At 74.6% G+C, this 21,014-nt stretch carries 24 protein-coding genes; 9 read left to right on the top strand and 15 right to left on the bottom strand.

The window, feature by feature from the left end:
* Positions 1–22 precede the first annotated feature (22 nt).
* Complete coding sequence (locus tag KG103_RS06085; RefSeq protein ID WP_207340755.1) at positions 23–643, top strand: VIT1/CCC1 transporter family protein; 621 nt, start codon at positions 23–25, stop codon at positions 641–643.
* A gap of 16 nt (positions 644–659) precedes the next feature.
* Positions 660–1,160, top strand: a complete 501-nt coding sequence (gene ybaK / locus KG103_RS06080; protein ID WP_207340756.1) for a Cys-tRNA(Pro) deacylase — start codon at positions 660–662, stop codon at positions 1,158–1,160.
* 6 nt (positions 1,161–1,166) lie between these two features.
* On the opposite strand, the gene KG103_RS06075 is transcribed toward ybaK, so the two are convergent.
* Complete coding sequence (locus KG103_RS06075; protein WP_207340757.1) at positions 1,167–1,565, bottom strand: YccF domain-containing protein; 399 nt, start codon at positions 1,563–1,565, stop codon at positions 1,167–1,169.
* A gap of 67 nt (positions 1,566–1,632) precedes the next feature.
* Positions 1,633–2,184: a YqgE/AlgH family protein gene (locus KG103_RS06070; protein WP_207340758.1), complete on the bottom strand. Its 552-nt coding sequence runs from the start codon at positions 2,182–2,184 to the stop codon at positions 1,633–1,635.
* Positions 2,185–2,318: 134 nt separating this feature from the next.
* Here KG103_RS06070 and KG103_RS06065 point away from each other — a divergent pair, with 134 nt between their 5' ends.
* Genes KG103_RS06065 through KG103_RS06055 form a run of 3 tightly spaced genes read left to right on the top strand, consistent with a single transcriptional unit; the run spans position 2,319 to position 3,768 of the window.
* Positions 2,319–3,074: a YggS family pyridoxal phosphate-dependent enzyme gene (locus KG103_RS06065; RefSeq protein ID WP_207340759.1), complete on the top strand. Its 756-nt coding sequence runs from the start codon at positions 2,319–2,321 to the stop codon at positions 3,072–3,074.
* On the top strand, positions 3,071–3,436 hold the full coding sequence (locus KG103_RS06060; RefSeq protein WP_207340760.1) for a YidH family protein: 366 nt from the start codon (positions 3,071–3,073) through the stop codon (positions 3,434–3,436). Before KG103_RS06065 ends, KG103_RS06060 begins: the two co-directional genes overlap by 4 nt.
* Positions 3,433–3,768: a DUF202 domain-containing protein gene (locus KG103_RS06055; RefSeq protein ID WP_207340761.1), complete on the top strand. Its 336-nt coding sequence runs from the start codon at positions 3,433–3,435 to the stop codon at positions 3,766–3,768. The genes KG103_RS06060 and KG103_RS06055 overlap by 4 nt, the downstream gene beginning before the upstream one ends.
* A gap of 30 nt (positions 3,769–3,798) precedes the next feature.
* Here KG103_RS06055 and KG103_RS06050 read toward each other — a convergent pair whose 3' ends face one another.
* The 3 genes from KG103_RS06050 to cimA all read right to left on the bottom strand — a co-directional run bounded on the left by KG103_RS06050 (position 3,799) and on the right by cimA (position 7,585).
* On the bottom strand, positions 3,799–4,875 hold the full coding sequence (locus tag KG103_RS06050; RefSeq protein WP_207340762.1) for a lipoate--protein ligase family protein: 1,077 nt from the start codon (positions 4,873–4,875) through the stop codon (positions 3,799–3,801).
* A gap of 56 nt (positions 4,876–4,931) precedes the next feature.
* Positions 4,932–5,840 carry a hypothetical protein gene (locus KG103_RS06045; RefSeq protein ID WP_207340763.1) on the bottom strand — a complete coding sequence of 303 codons (909 nt, stop codon included), beginning with the start codon at positions 5,838–5,840 and terminating at the stop codon, positions 4,932–4,934.
* 95 nt (positions 5,841–5,935) lie between these two features.
* Positions 5,936–7,585 (bottom strand): citramalate synthase, encoded by a 1,650-nt coding sequence (gene cimA / locus KG103_RS06040; RefSeq protein ID WP_207340764.1) that lies wholly within the window; start codon positions 7,583–7,585, stop codon positions 5,936–5,938.
* Positions 7,586–7,974: 389 nt separating this feature from the next.
* On the opposite strand from cimA, the gene KG103_RS06035 reads away from it, so the two are divergent.
* Positions 7,975–8,619, top strand: coding sequence for a DUF6069 family protein (locus KG103_RS06035; protein ID WP_207340765.1), 645 nt, complete (start codon positions 7,975–7,977; stop codon positions 8,617–8,619).
* Positions 8,620–8,692: 73 nt separating this feature from the next.
* On the opposite strand, the gene KG103_RS06030 is transcribed toward KG103_RS06035, so the two are convergent.
* The 6 genes from KG103_RS06030 to KG103_RS06005 all read right to left on the bottom strand — a co-directional run bounded on the left by KG103_RS06030 (position 8,693) and on the right by KG103_RS06005 (position 15,223).
* Positions 8,693–9,799, bottom strand: a complete 1,107-nt coding sequence (locus KG103_RS06030; RefSeq protein WP_207340766.1) for a branched-chain amino acid aminotransferase — start codon at positions 9,797–9,799, stop codon at positions 8,693–8,695.
* 117 nt (positions 9,800–9,916) lie between these two features.
* Entirely contained in the window at positions 9,917–10,981 is a 1,065-nt protein-coding gene (locus KG103_RS06025; RefSeq protein ID WP_207340767.1) for a 3-isopropylmalate dehydrogenase, read from the bottom strand.
* A gap of 53 nt (positions 10,982–11,034) precedes the next feature.
* A complete protein-coding gene (locus KG103_RS06020; RefSeq protein ID WP_207340768.1) occupies positions 11,035–11,586 on the bottom strand; it encodes an ASCH domain-containing protein in 552 nt (183 codons plus the stop codon).
* A 141-nt stretch (positions 11,587–11,727) separates the two neighbouring features.
* Positions 11,728–12,756 carry a ketol-acid reductoisomerase gene (ilvC, locus tag KG103_RS06015; protein ID WP_207340829.1) on the bottom strand — a complete coding sequence of 343 codons (1,029 nt, stop codon included), beginning with the start codon at positions 12,754–12,756 and terminating at the stop codon, positions 11,728–11,730.
* A gap of 57 nt (positions 12,757–12,813) precedes the next feature.
* The gene (gene ilvN, locus KG103_RS06010) at positions 12,814–13,338 is read right to left on the bottom strand and encodes an acetolactate synthase small subunit (RefSeq protein ID WP_207340830.1); all 525 of its coding nucleotides are present in this window, start codon (positions 13,336–13,338) and stop codon (positions 12,814–12,816) included.
* 16 nt (positions 13,339–13,354) lie between these two features.
* Complete coding sequence (locus KG103_RS06005) at positions 13,355–15,223, bottom strand: acetolactate synthase large subunit (protein WP_207340880.1); 1,869 nt, start codon at positions 15,221–15,223, stop codon at positions 13,355–13,357.
* Positions 15,224–15,600: 377 nt separating this feature from the next.
* On the opposite strand from KG103_RS06005, the gene KG103_RS06000 reads away from it, so the two are divergent.
* Complete coding sequence (locus KG103_RS06000) at positions 15,601–16,251, top strand: AMIN-like domain-containing (lipo)protein (RefSeq protein ID WP_207340831.1); 651 nt, start codon at positions 15,601–15,603, stop codon at positions 16,249–16,251.
* A gap of 6 nt (positions 16,252–16,257) precedes the next feature.
* On the opposite strand, the gene KG103_RS05995 is transcribed toward KG103_RS06000, so the two are convergent.
* The 4 genes from KG103_RS05995 to KG103_RS05985 all read right to left on the bottom strand — a co-directional run bounded on the left by KG103_RS05995 (position 16,258) and on the right by KG103_RS05985 (position 19,351).
* The gene (locus KG103_RS05995) at positions 16,258–16,779 is read right to left on the bottom strand and encodes a hypothetical protein (protein WP_207340832.1); all 522 of its coding nucleotides are present in this window, start codon (positions 16,777–16,779) and stop codon (positions 16,258–16,260) included.
* Positions 16,776–17,879, bottom strand: coding sequence for an OmpA family protein (locus KG103_RS18800; protein ID WP_307860933.1), 1,104 nt, complete (start codon positions 17,877–17,879; stop codon positions 16,776–16,778). Before KG103_RS18800 ends, KG103_RS05995 begins: the two co-directional genes overlap by 4 nt.
* Positions 17,876–18,364: a hypothetical protein gene (locus KG103_RS18795; protein ID WP_207800605.1), complete on the bottom strand. Its 489-nt coding sequence runs from the start codon at positions 18,362–18,364 to the stop codon at positions 17,876–17,878. The genes KG103_RS18800 and KG103_RS18795 overlap by 4 nt, the downstream gene beginning before the upstream one ends.
* A gap of 96 nt (positions 18,365–18,460) precedes the next feature.
* A complete protein-coding gene (locus KG103_RS05985; protein ID WP_207340834.1) occupies positions 18,461–19,351 on the bottom strand; it encodes a UbiA family prenyltransferase in 891 nt (296 codons plus the stop codon).
* Between the two features lie 57 nt (positions 19,352–19,408).
* Between KG103_RS05985 and KG103_RS05980 the strand changes: the two genes are divergently transcribed.
* Together KG103_RS05980 and KG103_RS05975 are read left to right on the top strand one after the other, a co-directional pair.
* On the top strand, positions 19,409–20,488 hold the full coding sequence (locus KG103_RS05980) for a type III polyketide synthase (RefSeq protein WP_207340835.1): 1,080 nt from the start codon (positions 19,409–19,411) through the stop codon (positions 20,486–20,488).
* A gap of 4 nt (positions 20,489–20,492) precedes the next feature.
* Complete coding sequence (locus tag KG103_RS05975) at positions 20,493–21,011, top strand: isoprenylcysteine carboxyl methyltransferase family protein (RefSeq protein WP_207340836.1); 519 nt, start codon at positions 20,493–20,495, stop codon at positions 21,009–21,011.
* Positions 21,012–21,014: the final 3 nt, after the last annotated feature.

Genomic DNA, 21,014 nt, shown 5'->3' with positions numbered 1-21,014 from the left:
ATCCCCGTGCCACCGTGGGGACATGTCGACGACGGCCACCCGACTCGCGGGGCTGGTGATGTGGCGCGGCGCTCAGCGCCGCGGCCGGCAGCGCGCCACGTCCTCGCCCCACGTCTCGTCCGCGGGCCTCAACTGGCTGCGGGCGGGCGTGCTCGGCGCGAACGACGGGATCGTCTCCGTCGCCGCCACCGTCGTCGGGGTCGCCGGGGCGGCCGCGCCCACGAAGACCATCGCACTGGCGGGCGGGGCGGCGCTCGTCGCCGGCGCGCTGTCGATGGCCTCCGGCGAGTACGTGTCGGTGAGCAGCCAGCGGGACGCGGAGCGCGTCGCGGCGTCCGCCGGGAGGCCGATCGGTGAGCCCGACGACTTCACGAACCCGTGGCACGCGGCGCTCGCGTCCCTCGTCGCGTTCACCGTCGGCGGGCTCGTGCCGCTGCTCGTGGTCCTCGCGCCGTGGTCCGTCGCCGCTCGTGTCCCGGTGACGTTCGGGTCGGTCGTCGTGGCGCTGGTCCTGACCGGGTGGGCGTCGTCCCGGTTCACCGGCGCCTCGCACACGCGCTCGATCCTGCGGAACGTCCTCGGCGGGTCCCTCGCGATGGCCGTGACCTACGGCGTGGGCGCCGTCGTGGGCGTCCGGCTCTGACGCCTACCCTGGGCGGGTGGCCAGGAAGGACGCGCGCACGGGCGCCGGGACCCCCGCCCTCGTCGCGCTCGCCGCGGCGGGCGTGCCGCACACCGCGCACGCCTACGAGCACGATCCGGCGAGCGACCTCGGCTACGGCCTGGAGGCCGCGCACGTGCTGGGCGTGCCGCCCGAGCAGGTCTTCAAGACGCTGGTCGCCGAGGTGGACGGTGCGCTGACCGTCGCGGTGGTGCCCGTGACCGGCCGGCTCGACCTCAAGGCCCTGGCCGCGGCCGTCGGCGGCAAGCGGGCCGTGATGGCCGACCCGCACGCCGCCGAGCGCGCGACGGGCTACGTCGTCGGCGGCATCTCGCCGCTCGGGCAGCGCACCCGGCTGCGCACCGTCGTCGACGAGACCGTCTGGCTGTTCGACACCGTCCTGGTCTCCGGCGGCCGGCGCGGGCTGGACGTCGAGCTGGCCCCCGACGACCTCGTGCGGCTCACCGACGCGGTCGTCGCGGACGTCGCCCGCGGCTGAGCCCCGTCAGCGCCCGTAGGCCGCGAACGCGCGGTCCGTCGGCACGATCTGCTTGCCCAGCGGCACCAGGGACACGGGGATCAGCTTGAGGTTCGCGATGCCCATGGGGATGCCGATGATCGAGGCGAACAGCGGGATCGCCGTCGCCACGTGCCCGATGGCCAGCCAGATGCCGGCCACGAGCACCCAGATCACGTTCCCGATCGTCGACAACGCCCCCGCGGTCGGCTTCTCGACGACGGTCCGCCCGAACGGCCACAGCACGTAGCTGGCGATGCGGAACGACGCGATGCCGAACGGGATGGTCACGATCAGCACGCAGCACACGATGCCGGCGGCCACGTAGCCCAGGGCGAGCCAGGCGCCGGCGAACACCAACCAGATGACGTTCAGCAGGGTCTTCACGGTCCTACCGTGCCACGGCGTGGGGCCACCCCGGCACCCGGAAGGTCCCTGACCGGACCCTGGTTCCTCAGTTCAGCGACGCGTCGTCCGGCGCGGTGGACAGCAGCGCGAGGTCCCCCGGCTGACGGCGCAGCACCCGCCGCCACAGCCCGCCGGGGTCCGGTGTGAAGACGTCCCCCGGCACGTGGTCGACCACGAACCAACCGCCCGCCTCGATCTCCTCGTCGAGCTGCCCGGCGGACCAGCCCGCGTACCCGATGAAGACGCGCAGCGCCCGGACGGCGTCGACGACGAGCACCGGCGGCGCGTCCAGGTCGACCACGGCGAGCCGGTCGCCCAGGTGCCGCACGCCCGGCGGCGTCTCGCCGTCCGCGACGTCCGCCAGGGCCAGCGCGGTGTCCCGCGCCACGGGGCCGCCCTGGAACAGCCGGCTCGGCGCGCTCAGGTGCGGCTGCCACTGCGGCAGCACCGACGTCGCGTCGACCTCCAGCGGGTGGTCGAGCACCACCCCCAGCGCGCCCTCCCCGGCGTGCTCAAGCACGAGCACGACGCTGCGCCGGAAGCTGCGGTCGCGCAGTCCGGGCGTCGCGACGAGCAGCCTTCCCGTGCACCCCTCCACCCCGTCAGCATGCGACCGGCCGGGTCGGGTCCGCCACACGGGCGAGGGCGCGGCGGCGGGTTTCGCCCGCGCGGCCGGCGCCGCGGGGCTGCCGGCTCCGCCCCGGCGCCGCCGGGCGGGTACCGTCGGGGGTCGTGAGCAGCGAGGACGTCACGCGCCGGCTGGCGCAGGTGCAGGACCGGGTCGCCGCTGCGTGCGTCGCGGCCGGCCGCCCCCCGGGTGCGGTGCAGGTGCTGCTGGCGTCGAAGACGATGGACGTCGCCACGGTCCGCGCGGCACTGGCAGCCGACGCGGCGGCGCGGGCCGCCGGCTCGGGGACGCCGCCGGTGCTGCTGGGCGAGAACCGTGTGCAGGAGCTCACGGCGAAGGCCCCGGCCCTGGTGGACCTCTCCCCCACGTGGCACGTCATCGGCCCGCTGCAGTCGAACAAGGTGACGGCGGCGCTGCGGTGGGCGTCGGCCGTCGAGTCGGTGGCCGACGAGGTCCTCGCCCGCCGCCTGTCCGACCGCGTCCGGGACCGCCCGGAACCGCTCGAGGTGTGGGTCCAGGTCAACGTGTCGGGTGAGGCCACCAAGCACGGCGTCACGCCGGACGCCGCACCGGACCTGGCGGCGCGGGTCGCCGCCCTGCCCGGCCTGCGGCTCGCCGGCTTCATGACCATCGGCGCGCGCAGCGACGACGAGCGCGTGGTCCGCGACGGGTTCGCCCGGCTGCGGGCCGTGCGCGACGAGGTGGTGGCCGGCGGCGCCCCCGGCACGGGCCACGCGCACGGTCTCTCGATGGGCATGAGCGGGGACCTCGAGGCCGCCGTCCTGGAGGGATCCACCCTCGTGCGCCTCGGCACCGCCGTGTTCGGGGCGCGGCGCCCGGCCGCCGGGACTGTCGCGTGACGTCCGGCCACCGGTTCCCCCGGTGGGTCTACGGCGTGGGCAGCGAGCCCGACGCCCGGTTCTCGCTGGCCAACGAGCGCACGTTCCTGGCCTGGGCGCGCACGGGGCTGGCGCTGCTCGCCGGCGGTGTCGCGCTCGAGGCGCTCGACCTGCCCGTGGAGCCGCACCTGCGGCTGGCGGCCGCCGTCGTGCTCATCGCCCTGGGCACGCTGGCACCCGGCGTGGCCTGGTGGGGGTGGTGCCGCACGGAGCGGGCGATGCGCCGGGGCGAGCCGCTGCCCTCGCCCGTGGGCTTCGGCCTGCTCGTGGCGGGCGTCGCCGTGGCCGGTGTGCTCGTGCTCGTCGGTCTGCTGCGGGCATGACCTCCTCGCTCGCCGCCGAGCGCACGGCGCTGGCCTGGCGGCGCACCGCGCTCGGGCTGGTGGCCGGCTCCGTGGCGGCCGGACGGCTGCTCTCCGAGGCGTGGGGCGTCGCGGCGTGGGGCGTCGCCGCGGCCGGGACGGCGCTCGCGGTGGTGCTGCTGCGGGCGGCGCGTCGCCGCCGCACCGGCGTGCACGACGCGCACCCGCGGACCACGGCTGCGGCGCGGTCCGTCGGGCGCGACCCCGGCGGACGCCTCGTCACCGCCTGCGCCGCCGCACTGGTGCTGCTGGGCGCCGCGGCGCTCGTCGTCGTCCTGACGTGGGGCGCGTGAGCAGCACCGGACGACGGGCCTGCACCCGGGTCAGGGCACGCGGGCCGTCCACGCGGGGTCGGAGAACTTGGTGACCATGAGCTCGCGCGCCCGGGCCAGCTCGTCGGGCCGCAGCTCGTCGTCGACGGTGCGGTACCGGGACCGGAAGTGCGCGATGAAGGCGTCGATCACCTGCTCGCGCGGCAGCCGGGTCTGCGAGCGCACCGGGTCCACGCGCTTGTTGGCGGACCGGGTGCCCTTGTCGGACAGCTTCTCGCGACCGACCCGCAGCACCTCGAGCATCTTGTCCGCGTCGATGTCGTAGGCCATCGTCACGTGGTGCAGCACCGCGCCGCTCGCCAGGCGCTTCTGCGCCGACCCGGCGATCTTGCCGGCGGGTGAGGCGATGTCGTTCAGGCCGCTCGTGGTGGCGACGACGCCGACGTCCGCCAGCGCGCCCAGCACCCAGTCGTTGAGGAACGCGTAGGAGTCCTCGAAGGACATCCCGTCCACCAACGACCCGGGCACCACCAGCGAGAACGTGATGCAGTTGCCGGCCTCCATGAACATCGCGCCGCCCCCGGAGATGCGCCGCACCACCGTCACGCCGTGCCGCGCGGCCGCCTCGGAGTCCACCTCGTTGCGCAGCGACTGGAACGAGCCGATGACGACGGCCGGCTCCTGCCACTCCCAGAACCGCAGGGTCGGGCCACGGCGCCCGGCCGCGAGCTCCTCCGTGAGCACCTGGTCCAGGGCCGTGTGCAGCGCCGGGGGCAGCGGACCGGGGTGCAGCAGGGCGAACTCGTGGTCCGACCACGCGGTGGACAGCCCGAGCGCGCGCCGCACCGCGAGCGCGACGGCGCGGGTGTCGAAGCCGACCATCGCGACGGGGCCGGCGATGCGGCCCTGGTCGACGGCCAGCCGCAGGGCGTCGTCGACGACGCGGACGAGCTGGGCGACCGGAGCGTCCCGCGGCGTCCCGTCGAGCGCGGCGGACATCACCCCCAGCGCCTCGTCCGGCTCGAGGAAGAAGTCTCCCGACAGGCTCACGTCCCGCAGCAGACCGTCGACGACGTCCAGGTCGACGACGACGAGCTTGCCACCGGGGACCTTGTACTCACCGTGCACGCGTCCACCCTAGGCGCGGACGGGCCCGACCCGTCCCGCGGGCTGCTCCCGAGCGCTCAGGGCAGTGCGCGGACCGCGGACAGCGCCCGCTGCTCGACCATCGCGCTGAGCTCGGCGGGCGTCCCGAGCGCGGCCTGCGCGTCGTCCCGCGCCTCGGCGCGCAGGGCGGTCGCCGTCCACGTGACGATCGCGTTGCCCACCAGGACGTGGCCCGTCGTCTGCTGCCGGGTCTCGTCGTCCTCACCCGTCCGCACGGTGATCTCCTGCACGATCGCGGGGAACACGCCCTGCCCCTCGAGCGCCGGCTCGGCGGTCCACGTGGTGCGGCCGCCGTCCGCGTCGAGCAGCGCGTACCGCGGGCACTCGTCGACCACCGTGACGAGCGCACGGAACGACGCCCGTGCCGCGGCCGCGTCGAGCAGCACGACGACGTCCTCGACGAACGTCATCTCCTCGTTGCCCCACGCCGTGGCGTCGTGGTGCGTCGGCGCCGTCCCGACCACGGTGACGGCGGTCGTGCACGACTCCGGGTCGACGCGCGACCCCTCGGGCAGGCCCCACGGCACCGTGCCCGGCTCGACCCGGCGCGTGACGCCGTCCACGGCCGCGGGGACCTTGCTCTCCAGGTCCGCGGACGTCGCCAGGAGGCTGGCCGCCGTGGTCTCGTCGAACACGGCGTCGGCACCCGGCACGGGCGCGGGCGTGGTCACCGTCGGCGCGGCCGACGGGCTCGCGGCCGGCGTGGGGGTGGTGACCGCCGTCGGCGACGGCGCCATCGGGACCGCCGGGGGGTCGGAGACCCACGGGCGCCAGACCAGCACGATCACCACCACGACGGCGACGACGCCCAGCCACCACCAGCGGCCGGTGCGGCGTCCCGGCCGACTCGCCGGCTCGTCACCCCCGCCCGGCGCGTCCGAGGGCGTCCTCGGGGCGTCGGACGACTCGGGGGCGGTGCCGGACACGCGGGGGCTCCTCTCGATGCTCGGGCCTCGATGCCATCCCCGAGGCTAGGCGGTGCGCGCGCCCCCTGCGCGACGACCCGCTGGTGGGCGACGTGTCAGCGCGGGGCGACACCGCGGTTGCGCAGACCCCAGATCGCGGAGTCGGTGAGCGCCTCCCACGACGCCTCGATGAGGTTGGGGCCCACCCCCACCGTGCTCCAGGACGTCTGGCCGTCGGTGCTCTCGATGAGCACGCGCGTCACCGCGTCCGTGCCCTGCATCTGGTCGAGGATCCGGACCTTGAAGTCGATGAGCTCGAAGTCCTCGAGCTCGGGGTACACCCGCGTCAGCGCGAGGCGCAGCGCGTGGTCGAGCGCGTCCACGGGGCCGTTGCCCTCGCCCGTGCGCACGACGCGCTCGCCGCCCGCGTGCAGCTTGACGGTCGCCTCCGCGGTCGCGGCCGCACCGCGGCTGCCGTTGCGCTCGACGATGGTGCGCCACGACTCGACGCGGAAGTACGCGGGCCGCGCCCCCTCGAGCTCCTCGACGAGCAGCAGCTCGAAGGAGGCGTCGGCGGCCTCGTACGTGTACCCGTTGGCCTCGGCGTCCTTCACGCGGTTCGTGACGCGCGACAGGACGTCGGGGTGCGCGGCGAGGTCGATGCCGAGCTGCCGGCCCTTGAGCTCGATCGACGCGCGACCCGCCATGTCGGACACGAGCATCCGCATGTCGTTGCCGACGAGCTCGGGGTCGGTGTGCTGGTACAGGTCCGGGTCGACCTTGATGGCCGACGCGTGCAGCCCCGCCTTGTGCGCGAACGCGCTGGCACCCACGTACGGCTGCCGCGCGAACGGCGAGATGTTCGTGATCTCGCTGATGGCGTGCGCGATGCGCGTGAGCTCGGCGAGCCCGCCGGGGCCCCCGGGCTCCCGTGCGAGCACCGGACGGCCGAGCTTCAGCTCGAGGTTGGCCACCACGGACAGCAGGTCCGCGTTGCCCGTGCGCTCGCCGTAGCCGTTGACGGTGCCCTGCACGTGCACGCACCCCGCGTCGACCGCGGCCAGGGTGTTGGCCACCGCGCAGCCCGAGTCGTTGTGCGCGTGCATCCCGAGGACCGCGTGCGGCCCGACCGCGGCGCGCACGTCGGCGACGACGTCGCGCACCCAGTCGGGCAGCATGCCCCCGTTCGTGTCGCACAGGGCGACGACCTCGGCGCCCGCCTCGAACGCCGCGACCACGGCGCGCCGGGAGAAGCCGGGGTCGTACCGGAAGCCGTCGAAGAAGTGCTCGGCGTCGACGAACACCCGCCGGCCCTCGCGCGCCAGGAACCTGACGGTGTCCTGGATCATCGCCAGGCCCTCGTCGGGCGTGGTGCGCAGCGCGCGCTCGACGTGCCGCACGTCGCTCTTGGCCACGAGCGTGACGACGGGCGCCTCGGAGTCGAGGAGCGCGCGCACCAGCGGGTCGTCGGTGGCGCGGACACCCGCCTTGCGGGTCGCGCCGAACGCCGCGAGCTCGGCGTTGCGCAGGTCCAGCTCCTTGGCGGCGCGCTTGAAGAACTCGGTGTCCTTGGGCACGGCGCCCGGCCAGCCGCCCTCGATGAACCCGACCCCCAGCGCGTCCAGCATCGGGGCGATCGCGAGCTTGTCCGCGACCGAGAGGTTGATCCCCTCCTGCTGGGCCCCGTCGCGCAGGGTCGTGTCGTAGACGTGGAACGTCGCGGGCGCGGCCGGCGGCTGCGGCGCGGGTGCCGGGGACTGGGTCACGTGGGCTCCTCGGTGCGGGGCGGGCGGGCGACGGCGGGACGGACCGGCGGCGGGTGGTGCCGGTGCCTGGTCGTCGTCTCGTGCGGGCGGGGGTGGTGCCCGTGCACGTGCGGACCAACAAAAAGACCCCCCGGGGTACGGGAGGTCTGCGCGTCGGCGGGTGGGCCGACGCGCTAGGCGATGATGAGCGTGAAGCGGGTCACAGGGTGATGGTGGCACAGCCGGGTGGCGCGCGGCACCCCGTCCATCATGCGGACGAGTGGTCCGCGGGCCCGAGGGGGACGCCGAACCGGGACGTTCCGGTGCCGAACGGTCAGCGCATCGCTAGCGTGTGCCGGGACGTCACGCGCCCGCGCGTCCCGACGTCCCGTGCGAGACAGGAGCCGACGATGTCGATCCCCCCTCCGGAGCGGCCGCAGGACGAGCCGACCCGCCGCTACCCGGCAGTGCCCCCGGCGGCCGCCGCCCCGCCGCCCGGCGTGGCCCCGGCCGCCGTGCCCGTGGGGACGGCGCCCGCGGGCACGGTACCCGCGGGCACGGTGCCCGCGGGCACGGTACCGGCGGCCGGGGTCCCCGTGGCGGGGACGGGCGGGGCCACGGCGCGCGTCGAGACCCGCCTGACGGTGGAGACGGGTCGGTTCTGGGCCGGCGCCGCCGCCACGGCGCTGGTCGCGGCGCTCGTCGGTGTGGTCGGCGTGATCGTGCTGGAGCAGATCCTGCGCATCGACCTGGTCTTCCGCGACCCCTTCGGCACCGGGTCGGCCATGAGCGCCTACGTGCTCGGCGGCGTGCTCAGCGCGGTGGCCGCGGCCGCCCTGCTCCAGCTGCTCGTGCTGACCACGCCGCGGCCGCGGGCGTTCTTCGGCTGGATCGTCGGGCTGGCGACCGTCGTGGCGACGCTCCTGCCTCTGACGTGGACGGACCAGGTCGGGTCCGCCCTGGCCTCCGGGATCGTCAACCTGCTGATCGGGGTGGCCGTCTGGTCGTTGCTCAACGGCGTGCTCGGCTGGACCGTGCGGCGGGTCCCCGCCTGACGCGCGGCGCCCGCGGACGACGAGGGGTGCGCACCCGGGAGGGTGCGCACCCCTCGTGCGAGGTCCGGGTCCGTCAGACCAGGCGGCGCATCCAGCCGTGCGTGTCCGCCGCGCGCCCGTACTGGATGTCGGTGAGCTGCTCACGGATGCGCATGGTCACCGGTCCGGCCTGGCCGTCGCCCACGACGAGGTCGAAGTCGTCGCTCGCGAGCCGCCCGATCGGCGTCATGACGGCCGCCGTCCCGCACGCGAACACCTCGCTGACGCTGCCGTCCGCCAGGCCGCGGCGCAGCTCGTCGAGCAGCACGGGCCGCTCCGCGACCTCGTGCCCCGCCTCCTGCAGCAGCGTGAGGATCGACGAGCGCGTCACGCCCTCGAGGATCGTGCCGGAGACCGCCGGGGTCACCACGGAGCCGTCCGCGTGGACCACGACGACGTTCATGCCGCCCAGCTCCTCGAGCTGGGTGCCGGTCCGGTCGTCGAGGAAGCAGACCTGCTCGAACCCCTTGGCGTACGCCTCCTGCTGGGGCAGCAGGCTGGCGGCGTAGTTGCCGCCGCACTTGGCCGCGCCCGTGCCGCCGGCACCGGCGCGGTGGTACTCACGCGACACCCAGATCGCCACCGGCTGCACCCCGCCCGGGAAGTACGGGCCGACGGGCGAGGCGATGACGAGGAACTCCGCCTCGAGCGAGGCCCGCACACCCAGGAAGGGCTCCGAGGCGTACATGAAGGGACGCAGGTAGAGGCTGGCCTCCTCCCCCGTCGGCACCCAGGCCCGGTCCACCTCGACCAGGGCGCGGATCGCCCCGAGGAAGTCCGCCTCGGGCAGCTCCGGCAGGGCGAGCCGCCGCGCCGACCGCGTGAACCGTGCCGCGTTGGCCTCCGGCCGGAAGGACCAGACGCTTCCGTCGGGGTGGGCGTACGCCTTGAGGCCCTCGAAGATCTCCTGGCCGTAGTGCAGGACCGCGGTCGCGGGGTCGAGCTGCAGCGGCCCGTACTTCTCCACGCGCCGCCCGGTCCAGCCGTCGGTGTGGGTCCACGAGATGCGGGCCATGTGGTCGGTGAAGACCGTGCCGAACTGCGGCGAGGCGAGCGCGGCCGCGCGCTGCTCGTCGGGGACGGGCGCGTCGGTGCGGTGGAGCTGGAAGGTCTCGGACGAAGGGGTCGTCAGGGTGCTCATCAGGGGGCCTTTCACCAGGGTCGACGTCGACGGTACCGGTGCGGACGGCCGGGAGGACAGGTGCACGCGTCGCCTGCGGACCACGGGACGCGCGGGCAGGGCCGGCCCCCCGGGGCGTCAGCCGGCGACGCGGGCGGCGAGGTCCTTGCCCACCTCGGCCGTCGACCGTACTCGCTCGCTCGCACCGCGCTCGGCGAGGTCGGCGGCCACGGCGGCCTCGACCCGCCGGGCCGCGTCGGCCTGGCCGACGTGGTCCAGCAGCATCGCGACGGACAGCACCGTGGCCGTCGGGTCGGCCTTGCCCTGGCCCGCGATGTCCGGCGCGGAGCCGTGGACGGGCTCGAACATGCTCGGTGCGGTGCGGTCGGGGTTGATGTTGGCGGAGGCGGCCAGGCCGATGCCGCCGGTGATCGCCGCGGCGAGGTCCGTGAGGATGTCGCCGAACAGGTTGTCGGTCACGATGACGTCGAACCGCGCGGGGTCCGTCACCAGGAAGATCGTGGCGGCGTCGACGTGCAGGTAGTCGACCGTGACGTCGGGGAACTCGGCGTTGACCGCCTCGACCGTGCGCCGCCACAGGTGCCCCGCGTGCACGAGGACGTTGTGCTTGTGCACGAGCGTGAGCTTCTTGCGCGGGCGGGCCGCGGCACGCGCGAACGCGTCGCGCACCACCCGCTCCACGCCGAACGCCGTGTTCACGCTGACCTCGTTCGCCACCTCGTGCGGCGTGCCGACGCGGATGGCACCGCCGTTGCCGACGTACGGCCCCTCGGTGCCCTCACGGACGACGACGAAGTCGACGTCGCCGGGGTTCGCCAGCGGGCTGGTCACGCCGGGGAACAGCTTGCCCGGACGCAGGTTGACGTAGTGGTCGAGCGCGAACCGCAGCGTCAGCAGCAGGCCGCGCTCGAGGACGCCGGACGGCACGCTCGGGTCGCCGATCGCGCCGAGCAGGATCGCGTCGTGCGTGCGGATGGCGGCGAGGTCCTGGTCGGTCAGCGTCTCGCCCGTGGCGTGCCAGCGGCGCGCGCCGAGGTCGAAGTCGGTGGTGCGCACGGTGGTGCCGGTGCCGTGCAGCGCCTGCTCCAGCACCAGAAGGCCCTGCTCGACCACCTCCGTCCCGATGCCGTCGCCGGCCACGACGGCCAGGTTCAGGGTGGAGGACGAGGTGGTGTCGGTCATGCGCTCATCCTAGCGCCGCGTCCATCCCTCGGGATGCGCGTCTCACGTGGCGATCAGTCGACCGGCGGCGTGGGTCCGGTCCGAGGGTAGACGAGCTCGAACCGCTCGATCACCACGTCCATCGTCGGGGAGAACCCCGCATCGCCCAGCACACGGCGCCAGTAGACCTCGTGCTCCCGCCGCCACGACTCCAGCGACAGGTCGTCCTCGCCCTCGGCTGCCGCGTGCTCGGCGTCCACCTGGTCGAAGGGCACCACCGCGACCTCCGTCGTCCGCAGCAGCGCACGCGGGTCACCCGCGGAGTCCAGCACGATCGACACGTCGCCGACGCGCGGCAGCGGCTCGCCGGACGCGGTCATCTCGGCCAGCGCGGTCGACGTGGCGGTCTTGCGGCCGTCGAGCACCTGCGCGAGCAGCTCGTCCGCGAGGCGGGCGTCGTCGCCGAACGACCACGCGGGCGGTGCGACGGCGCCGTCCACCGACTCCCCCATGACCGAGTCGAGCCTGCCCCAGCCGAGGTGACCGCGCGCCGCGTCCCAGAAGTCCGTGATCCGCGTGTCCTGCGTGCCGGCCTCGGCACGCGCCGTGGGCTGCTGCTCGGTCATCGTCCGCCTCTCGTCGTCGGGCGTCGCTCACCGCACCCGCGCGGCGATCCTCCCCCATGTCCCGCCCCACCGCACCCAGACGCGCGAGAGGTCGGTCCGGCACAGGGCCGGACCGACCTCTCGCTGCGGTCGTGAGGGGTGTCAGCGCGCGGCCGAGCCCTCCTGGTAGTCGGAGTCCGAGGGCTTGACCCACGCGAACAGCTTGCGCAGCTCGCGGCCGACCGGCTCGATCGGGTGGTTCTGGCCCTTCTCGCGCAGCGCCTGGAACTCCGGGGCGCCGGCGTCCTGGTCCGCGATGAAGCGCTCGGCGAAGGCACCGTTCTGGATGTCCGCGAGGACGGCCTTCATGTTCTCCTTCACCTCGGGCGTGATGACCCGCGGACCGGAGACGTAGTCGCCGTACTCGGCCGTGTCGGAGACCGACCAGCGCTGCTTGGTGATGCCGCCCTCCCAGATGAGGTCGACGATGAGCTTGAGCTCGTGCAGCACCTCGAAGTACGCGACCTCGGGCTGGTAGCCCGCCTCGGTGAGCGTCTCGAAGCCGTACTGGATGAGCTGCGACACGCCACCGCACAGGACCGCCTGCTCACCGAACAGGTCGGTCTCGGTCTCCTCGGTGAACGTCGTCTTGATGCCGGCGGCGCGCAGGCCGCCGATCGCCTTGGCGTACGACAGCGCGAGGTCCCACGCCGAGCCGGACGCGTCCTGCTCGACGGCGACGATGACCGGCACGCCGCGCCCGTCGACGTACTCGCGGCGGACCAGGTGGCCCGGCCCCTTGGGGGCGACCATCAGGACGTCGTGAGCCGCGGACGGCTTGATGTAGCCGAAGCGGATGTTGAAGCCGTGGCCGAAGACGAGCGCGGCGCCGTCCTTGAGGTTCGGCTCGATCTCGTCGCGGTACACGATGCGCTGGACCTGGTCCGGCGCCAGGATGACGACGACGTCGGCACCGGCGACGGCCTCGGCGACCGACGCGACCTTCAGGCCCTCGTTCTCGGCCTTCGCCCGCGACGCCGAGCCCTCGCGCAGGCCCACCGTGACGTCGACGCCGGAGTCGCGCAGGTTGAGGGCGTGCGCGTGCCCCTGGCTGCCGTAGCCGATGACGGCGACCTTCTTGGACTGGATGATCGACAGGTCGGCGTCGTCGTCGTAGAACAGCTCAGCCACGGTGGACTCTCCTCGGTGTGGGGGGTGAAGCGTGCGGGTGGTGCGAGCGGGGGGGCGTCAGGCCGAGCGGCTCACGCGCTCGAGCGCGCGGTCGGTGATCGAGCGGGAGCCGCGGCCGATGGCCACGGTGCCGGACTGCACGATCTCACGGATGCCGAACGGCTCCAGGGCGGCGAGCAGCGCGTCGAGCTTGCCGGGGCTGCCGGTCGCCTCGATCACGACCGAGTCCGGCACGACGTCGACGACGTGCGCACGGAACAGCTGGACGACCTCGAGCACGCCGGTGCGCTGGGTGACGTCGGCCTTGACCTTGACGAGCAGCAGCTCGCGCTGGACGGACGCGGCGTCCTCGAGCTCGACGATCTTGATGACGTTGACGAGCTTGTTCAGCTGCTTGGTCACCTGCTCCAGCGGGAGGGCGTCGACGTCGACGACGACCGTGATGCGGCTGATCTCCGTGTGCTCGGTGGGGCCCACGGCGAGCGAGTGGATGTTGAACGACCGCCGGGCGAACAGCCCTGCGACGCGCGTGAGCACGCCGGGCTTGTTCTCGACGAGGACGGACAGGGTGTGGCGGGTCATCGCTCTTCTTCCTTCCTCAGTCCTCGCGGTCCCACGCGGGGCTGATGCCCCGCGCGTACTGGATGGCGTCGTTGCTGACGCCGGCGGCCACCATCGGCCACACCATCGCGTCGCGCGACACCGTGAAGTCCACGACCACGGGCCGGTCGTCGATCTCCATCGCGCGCTTGATGGTCGCGTCCACGTCCGCCTTCGTCTCGCACCGCAGGCCCACGGCGCCGTAGGCGTCCGCGAGCTTGACGAAGTCCGGGACGCGCACCGTGCCGTGGCCCGTGTGCAGGTCGGTGTTGGAGTAGCGCGACTCGTAGAACAGCGTCTGCCACTGGCGGACCATGCCCAGCGAGCTGTTGTTGATCACCGCGACCTTGATCGGGATCTCGTTGATCGTGCAGGTGGCCAGCTCCTGGTTGGTCATCTGGAAGCAGCCGTCGCCGTCGATCGCCCACACGGTGCGCGACGGGTCGCCCACCTTGGCGCCCATGGCGGCCGGCACCGCGAACCCCATCGTGCCGAGACCGCCGGAGTTCACCCAGGCGCCGGGGCGCTCGTACTTGATGAACTGCGCCGCCCACATCTGGTGCTGCCCGACGCCCGCGACGAAGATCGACTCGGGGCCCGAGATCTCGCCGATCCGCGAGATGACGTGCTGCGGTGCCAGGTGGCCGTCGGACGGCTCGTCGAACCCGAGGGGGAAGGTCTCCCGCCACGCGTCCAGCTGCTGCCACCACGCCTCGAGGTCGGGGCGCCCGTGCTGGGCCTGCTCGCGCTCGAGCTCGGGCAGCAGGTCGGCGATCACCTCGCGCAGGTCACCGACGATCGGGACGTCGGCGCGCTTGTTCTTGCCGATCTCGGCCGGGTCGATGTCGGCGTGGACGACCGTGGCGTTCGGCGCGAACGACGACAGCAGGCCGGTCACCCGGTCGTCGAAGCGGGCACCGAGGGCCACCACGAGGTCGGCCTTCTGCAGCGCCGCGACCGCCGCGACGGTGCCGTGCATCCCGGGCATGCCCAGGTGCTGCGGGTGGGAGTCGGGCAGCGCACCGCGCGCCATGAGCGTGGTGACGACGGGGGCGCCCGACAGGTCGGTCAGGCGACGCAGCAGGTCGGACGCACCCGCACGGACGACGCCGCCGCCCACGTAGAGCACGGGCCGGCGCGAGGTCGCGAGCAGCCGGGCCGCCTCGCGGATCTGCTTGACGTGCGGCTTGGTGACCGGGTGGTACCCGGGCAGCGAGATGTCCTGCGGCCACGAGAAGGTCGTCGTCGCCTGCATCGCGGACTTGGCGATGTCGACCAGCACGGGGCCCGGGCGACCGGTCGAGGCGATGTGGAACGCCTCGGCGATCGTGCGCGGGATGTCGTCGGGGTCGGTGACGAGGTAGTTGTGCTTGGTGATCGGCAGCGTGATGCCGACGATGTCGGCCTCCTGGAACGCGTCCGTGCCGATCATCGAGGCACCGACCTGACCGGTGATCGCCACCATCGGCACGGAGTCCATGTTGGCGTCCGCGATGGCGGTGACCAGGTTGGTCGCGCCCGGGCCCGAAGTCGCCATGGTCACGCCGACCTTGCCGCTCGCGTAGGCGTAGCCGGCCGCGGCGTGCCCGCCGCCCTGCTCGTGACGCACGAGGATGTGCCGGACGCGGCGGGAGTCCATGAGCGGGTCGTACGTCGGCAGGATCGCGCCGCCGGGGATGCCGAAGACGACCTCGGCCCCCGCCTCCTCCAACGAGCGGACGATCGACTGCGCCCCCGTGACCTGCTCGGGCCCGACCTGCCGGGGTGCGGCGGCCGCCGGCTCGGCGGCGCGGGGCACGGCCTCCGTGGCGGGGCGCACGGGGCGCACGGCTGTGCGCGGGGGTGCGGGGTGCGGACCCTGGACCATCATCGTCTCCTGCGGGTCGAGTGCGGGTGGGGTCGTCCGGTGCGGGTACCGCGCCGGGCGGACGCCGGGCACGAAAAAGCCCCTCGACCCGGGCACCGGGATGGACGAGGGGCGAGCGCGCGCGACGAGCGACCTGTGCGGGTGGCGTCAGCCGGCGCGCTCAGGAAGTACTACGAGGATCGTCTGCACACGGGCGACCATACGCCCGCCGCCCGCTCGTGTCACATCCCTCTCCGTCCGTCTCACATGCTGGTTCACGTGTCCGCTTCATGGACGCACGACGGCCGTCGGCGTGTCCTGACCTGCTCCTGGGCGTTGCCGCACGGCCCCGTCCTACGGTGAGGACAACCCACGGCCCACCACGACGAGGAGCAATCATGGCCGCACCGGCCCGCCGCCTGGTCGTCGCCACCGCCGTCGCGACGCTCGTGACGCTGACCGCGTGCGCCCGCGACGTCGAGCCCGCGCCCTCCGCGGCGCCGCCGTCCGTGACGGTCACGCCGAGCGCCGGCACCGCACCGGCACCCACGTCGACCACCGCGCCGACCACCGCGCCGTCGCCGACCGCCCAGCCCGCCGTGCCCGCCGAGGCGGCCTTCGCGCCCCCCGGCACGGAGCTGACCCAGGACGGAGACGCCGCCGGCTACGTCGTGACGCAGGTCCGCGTCGGCGAGCACCCCGGGTACGACCGCGTCGTGTACGAGCTCACGGGCGGCGAGGGCACGCCCGGCTACCGCGTCGGCTGGGTCGACCAGGCCGTCGAGGACCCGAGCGGCGAGGTCCGCCAGGTCGACGGGGACGCGGTCCTGCAGGTCTGGCTGATCGGGACCACCTACCCGGTCGACGGCGGCCCGCAGGAGCACGCCGGCGACGTGCGCCCCGACGACGGCGACATCGAGCAGGTCGTGCGCCCGCTGACCTTCGAGGGCATGACCCAGTCGTTCGTCGGCGTCGACGACGGGCTGCGGCCGTTCCGCGTCACGGTCCTGCAGGACCCCGTCCGGGTCGTCGTCGACGTCCAGGACTGAGCCCCGTCAGCGGTAGGTGACGGGCACGTCCCGGAACGTCGGACCCTCGGGCGCCATGACGACGTCGAGCGACTCGACGCGCACCTCGGGCGCGGCGAACCACGCCTGGTACAGCACGGGCCGGCCCTCCACGGTCTCGGCCCGCACCACGTCCGTGTGCCAGTCGTCCAGCACCTCGTGCTGCACCAGCGACGTGACGTCGCCGACCAGCGGCTCGCGGTCGAGCATGGCGTCCAGCGGGACCCGCTCGTCCGGGTCGGCGCCCGCGCCGCCGAGCGGCGTGAACGCGACACGCAGCTCCATCACCGGTCCGTCGACGACGAGCGCCTGCACGGCGATCCGCGTGCGACCCGGGTAGCGGCCCGACCCCGGCACCGTGAGCTCGGCGACCCCGCCGCCGTCGTCCGCGGTGACGACCTCCCCGTCGAACGCCACCGGCGCGGCCGGCTCGGCGCGCTCGGCGCCGGTGCACCCGGCGACGAGCACCAGCGCGGCGACGAGACCCACGATCCCGCCCCCGCGGCTCATCGCTCCACCTCCACGTCGACCCCGGTGATGACGGGCAGCCCGTCGCCCAGCAGCACGTCCACCTCGGAGGGATCGCCCACCAGCCGCGGGTAGGTGATCGTGAACCGCCGCGGGGCGGACAACCGCGTCCCGACCTGCTGCCCCTCCCCCGCCCACTGGTCCGCGAGCCGCCGGACGCGGACCTCGCCGTACCGCAGCAGCCCCTCGCGGTCGACCAGGACGGGGTCCCACGCGACGCCGCGGCTCCGCGAGCCCTCGTCGAGGGCCTCGTGCAGGTCAGGCATGTCCTCGACGTGGCGTTCGGCGCCCTCGAGCCGGACGATGAGCGACAGCTGCGTGACGGCACCACGCACGACCAGCTCCTCGACGCCGACGACGACCTCGGCACCTGCGACCGTGACGGCCGGGAAGCGGACCTCGTCGCTCGTGACGGCGTCCGTCGGCAGCGGCAGGACGTGGGGCGACGTCGCGGGTCGCGGCGGCGCCGCGTGCACGGGCTCGGGCGTGGGCGTCGACGTGGCGCCGGCGACCGACCGGTACCGCAGCTCGACGCGCCGGTTGGTCGCGCGCTGCTCGGGGGCGTCGTCGCCGCCCTCCTCGACCTCGGGGCGCGCCTCGCCGTACCCGACGACCGTCAGTGCGAGGTCGGGGCGCGCGGTGCGCACGGCGTCGGCGACGGCCGCGGCACGGCTCTCCGACAGCGCCTGGTTGCGCTCCGGCGTGCCGACGGAGTCGGTGTGCCCCTCGACGGCGACCTCGCCGCCGTCGGGCACGTCGGACACCAGGCGGCCGATCTCCGCCCGCGCGGCGTCGGAGAGCGACGCGTCGTCGCCCGCGAACAGGAGGTCGGTCGCGAGCGACAGGACCGTCTCCCCGTCCTCCTCCGCCCGCGTCGCCAGAGGGGTGACGCGCAGGTAGGGACCGCTGTAGTCGTCCACGGAGAAGCGGAACCTCTCCGGGTCACCGACCCGCACGGACTTCTCGCGCACCTTCGCCGTGACGGCGGGCAGGTCGCCGAGGCTGATGGGCCCCGGCGGTGTCGGCGCTGCCGCGACCAGCAGCAGGCACAGCGGGGCCGCGACCAGGTGCCGGCGCCTCACGGTCGCACCACCGGCACGCGCGCGACCGACCCCCAGGACGGGTCGACGACGAGGTCCAGGGTCTGCACCTGGTCGCCGGGCGCGGCGAACCACGCCTGGTAGACGACCGGCTCGCCCACGACCGTCTCCGCCTGCAGGACCGCGGTGTGTCGCGGCCCGGACGAAGCCCCCAGCACCTCGTACGTCGTGAGCGTGCGGACGTCGCTCAGGACGGGGGTGCGGTCGACGAGCTGATCGACGCGGATCGGCCCGTGGTCGCGCGCCTCGTCCCCGCCCAGCGGCGTCAGCGTCAGCCGCAGCTCCATCGCGTCGCCGTCGACGTGCAGCGGGTGCACGGCGACGCGCACCTCGCCGTCGTACCCGTGGCTGTGGGGCGCCGTGAACTCGACGACGGGGGCCCCCACGTCCGCCGGGGTGCCGCCCGTGCACCCGACGAGCAGCAGCAGGGCACCCAGGCCCGCGCCCTGTACGACACTCCGCCTCACGCACGCACCTTTCGCCGGGATCGCGGCGGTCACGCTACACGCGGACCGGGCGCGGCCGACGGCCCCGTCCCCCGACCGCGCGGCGACGCCACCCGATCAGGGGTGGCCCACGGCCCCCTCGAGCCCGGTGGTGACGAGCGCGCCCACGCACAGCGCGGCGACGAGCATGACGAGCGGGAACGGCGCGCGGCTGCGCGGCCGCACCACGGCGGTCACGCCCGCCGCGCACGCCACCGCCACCGCGAGCACGCCCACGACGACGGTCGCGCCGCGGGGCGGCCCGGGCGGGTCGACGACCGCCACGCCGACGGCCACCGCGAGCGTCGCCGGCGCGAGGACGGCGGTCGCCCGGCGCCCCATCCGGTGCGGCAGCCCCCGCACACCGGTGGCGGCGTCGTCGTCCAGGTCCGGCAGGACGTTGGCCAGGTGCGCACCGACCCCCAGCAGCGCTCCGACCGCCACCAGCCAGACCGCCGGCCGCGCGTCGCCGGGCAGCGCGAGCACGACGAAGGTGGGCAGGGCGCCGAAGGCCACCGCGTAGGGCAGCCACGACACGGCGCTCGACTTCAGCCCCAGGTTGTACGCCCAGCCCATCGCGACGACGACGAGGTGCGCGACGACGGGCGCGGCACCCGTGGGCACCGACAGCACGACGCTCGCCGCGACGGCGACGAGCGCGGCGGTCCGCAGGCCCGCCGCGGTCACACCGCCGGACACCACCGGCTTGTCCGTGCGCCCCACGGCGAGGTCCCGCGCGGCGTCGAGCCAGTCGTTCGACCAGCCGATCGACAGCTGCCCCGCCAGGACAGTGCCCAGCACCAGCAGCACCGTGCCGGCAGGCGCCCCGACGGCGACCGCGAGCGCCGTGCACAGGGACGTGACGACGACCGTGGGGCCGAGGTGCGACGCGAGGAGCAGAGCGACGAGACGGCGTCCCGCGTGCGGCGGGCCCGACGCGTGGCCGGGCTCGGTCGAGGTGTCGGCCACGGGTGCGACGGTAGCCTCACCGCGCCGTCCGGCGCAGTGCGTGGGACGATTCCGGGCATGTCGCGTGTCCTGGCCGTCGCCTCCGCCCTGCCGGGCCCGGGCCACGACCAGGCGACGATCAGCGAGGTCGTCGCCCCCCTGGTCACGGGTTCGGACGCGGGCGCCGCCCGACTGCTGCGCCGCGTGCACGCGGCGAGCGGCGTGGCGACGCGGCACCTGGCGCTGGCGCCGGAGGAGTACGCGGACATCCGCGACTTCGGCCAGGCCAACGACCTCTACCTCCGGGTCGGCACCGACCTGGCGGAGCGGGCGGTGCGCGAGGCCCTCGCCCGCGCGGGCGTGCACGCCGCCGACGTCGACTTCGTCCTGCTGACGTCCGTGACGGGCATCGGCGCCCCGTCCGTCGACGCCGCGCTGGTCGGGCGGCTGGGCATGCGCGACGACGTCAAGCGCCTTCCGTCGTTCGGGCTGGGGTGTGCCGGCGGCGCGGCGGGCCTGGCACGGGTGCACGACTACCTCGTCGGCCACCCGCACGACACGGCGCTGCTGGTCTGCCTGGAGCTCTGCTCGCTCACGCTGCAGCACGCCGACTCCGACCCCGCCGCGCTCGTCGCCAGCGGCCTGTTCGGGGACGGCGCCGCGGCGGCCGTCCTCGTCGGCTCGGCGCACCTGGCGGGTCTGGCCTCCCACGGCCCCCGGATCGAGGCCACCCGCAGCCGGCTGTACCCGGGCACGTCGGGGGACCTGGGCTGGCGGATCGGCGCGTCCGGCTTCCGGATCGTCCTGTCCGCCGAGCTGCCGGACGTCGTCCGGTCCGAGGTGGCCGGCGACGTCAAGTCGCTCCTGGCCGGGCACGGGCTCGATCCGCAGGACGTGACGCGCTGGGTGGTCCACGCCGGCGGCCCGCGCATCCTCGACGCGGTCGAGGGCGCGCTCGACCTGCCCCCGGACGCGCTCGGTGCGAGCCGGGAGTCCTTGGCCGCGGTCGGCAACCTGTCGTCGGCCTCGGTGCTCGACGTCCTCGACCGGACCCTGCGCACCGACCCGCCGCCCGACTCCCCGGGTGTGGTCCTCGCGTTCGGCCCCGGGGTCGGGCTCGAGTCGGTCCTGCTGCGCTGGTCCCCGACGGAAGGCTGACGCCGTGCTCACCCTCTACTTCGTGGTCGTCGGCCTGACGGCCGTGGAACGTCTCCTCGAGCTCGTGGTCTCCAGGCGCAACGCCGCGTGGTCGTTCGCGCGCGGTGGTGTCGAGAGCGGCCTGGGCCACTTCCCGGCGATGGTCGCCCTGCACACGGCGCTGCTCGTCGCGTGCGTGGTCGAGGTGCTCGTCGCCGACCGGCCGTTCCTGCCGTGGCTCGGCTGGCCGGCCCTCGCGCTCGTCGTCGCGAGCCAGGCGCTGCGCTGGTGGTGCATCGCGACGCTGGGGCCGCGCTGGAACACCCGCGTCATTGTGGTCCCGGGCCTGTCCCTGGTGAACCGCGGCCCGTACCGCTGGTTCCGGCACCCGAACTACGTGGCCGTCGTCGTCGAGGGCATCGCGCTGCCGCTCGTCCACACCGCGTGGGTCACGGCCCTGGTGTTCACGGTGCTCAACGCCGTCCTCCTGCTGCGCTTCCGCATCCCGGCGGAGGAGCGCGCGCTGCAGACCGCGACCGCCTGACCG

The sequence above is a fragment of the Cellulomonas wangleii genome (assembly GCF_018388445.1).
Lineage (GTDB): Bacteria > Actinomycetota > Actinomycetes > Actinomycetales > Cellulomonadaceae > Cellulomonas > Cellulomonas wangleii.
Note: the sequence above shows the minus strand (reverse complement) of the source record. Positions and strands in the feature narration are given on the sequence as shown.